Origin of the sequence: Micromonospora sp. NPDC005324 (assembly GCF_040607155.1) — a bacterium.
Lineage (GTDB): Bacteria > Actinomycetota > Actinomycetes > Mycobacteriales > Micromonosporaceae > Micromonospora > Micromonospora trifolii.
Window position 1 is genome coordinate 1 of the sequence record NZ_JBEXGE010000125.1, and the last position, 1,332, is coordinate 1,332.

A 1,332-nucleotide genomic window follows, 5' to 3' on the forward strand; every position below is an offset into this window, starting at 1 on the left:
GAGACCCTCGACAAGTCACATCGTTCCAGAACAGAAGGCACTTTCGCGTCCCCGCGACCGCCGCCGCGCAGCCCTTAACGAAGGGCCGAGGCTAGTGCCAGTCGTCGCTGCGCATCACCACGCACAGCAACACAGCATCATTGCATCGCGCCGACAACGACAAGGCACTGGACAAAGCGGAGCGAAGTGGCCAATTTGTGCCGAGGCGCAGGTAGTTGCCGGCCTCATTCGCAGCCAACACGAGCTGGTAAGGCTGTTTCAGATCCTCCATCTCGACGCCCGCCCACGCCCGCAGGATTTTGCCCCGGTTTGCAACTGCCACCCTGCACATGAGGTCAAGTGTGGTGTAACCCGGAGGGATGGCCCGATAAAGATCTGCCAGACGAGCACCGCCTGCGCCAGCAAGGAGTCGGGACGGCCTGCCGTGCGCCCAGTAGAAGCTCGCCGCCTCCTCGTGACCAACATCGAATGGATCCGGCGCGTCGGCCGGCCAATCGAAACCTCGATGCGCCACTTTAAACGATCCTGCCTGCAGGGCCGTCCGCCTGGTGTCCTTTGACTGCAACTGCGGGGACGGCTCCGAAATATTCATATTTCCCTCTTCCAGGTACACTCTGCGGTCTGGGGGGGGGAGCCGATTCAGGTCAATCCTTCCGAAATGATTTGTAGCGCCCGAAGGCTTCACCAGCGCAAGGGCCTCAAGTGAGTGCCCGGCAGAGGAATTAATCTATCCCCCGCCCCGGCGCGCTCCTAGGTCATCAGCAGGATTACTGGTCTGAATAGAAGCGAACCAGTCTCAACAACTGTCGCTGATCGGAAGGCTGCGACCAGGGATTCCCGTCTCGGGCTCGATTCGACTCGACGAGGAGTACCGTTCGCCCGCATCGACGCCGTCAGGGTGCTGCCTGATGGAGCGCGGCTCTCGGTTCTGCTTCTCGGCGTAAGCTTCGACATCAGCTTGCCCCTCCCCTGGGCTGTCTGGGCCTACTTTTATCAACGACGGGCTTCATGCGGGCTCCTGCACAGCGGCCCGGGCTCAGACCAGCCACAATGTGCGCTGGCAGGCAACAAACGCTGGGCCGTTGACGGCTGGAGCGAGCCTTGCCGGTGTACTGCTGATCACTCATTGGGCCATCGAGGACCATGGCCGAACGGGACGCAAGCTCGACTGCCCGGTGCCCTGTTCGTCACGCCCGATGTGCTGGGACGGGCCATCGATTGGAGAGGCATCGGCGATCTAGCCTCGGCCCTTCGTTAAGGGCTGCGCGGCGGCGGTCGCGGGGACGCGAAAGTGCCTTCTGTTCTGGAACGATGTGACTTGTCGAGGGTCTC

At 62.0% G+C, this 1,332-nt stretch carries 1 protein-coding gene; it reads right to left on the reverse strand.

From position 1 onward, the window contains the following. Nucleotides 1–91: 91 nt before the first annotated feature. Nucleotides 92–592, reverse strand: coding sequence for a hypothetical protein (locus tag ABZS40_RS36700; RefSeq protein ID WP_354949343.1), 501 nt, complete (start codon nucleotides 590–592; stop codon nucleotides 92–94). Nucleotides 593–1,332: the final 740 nt, after the last annotated feature.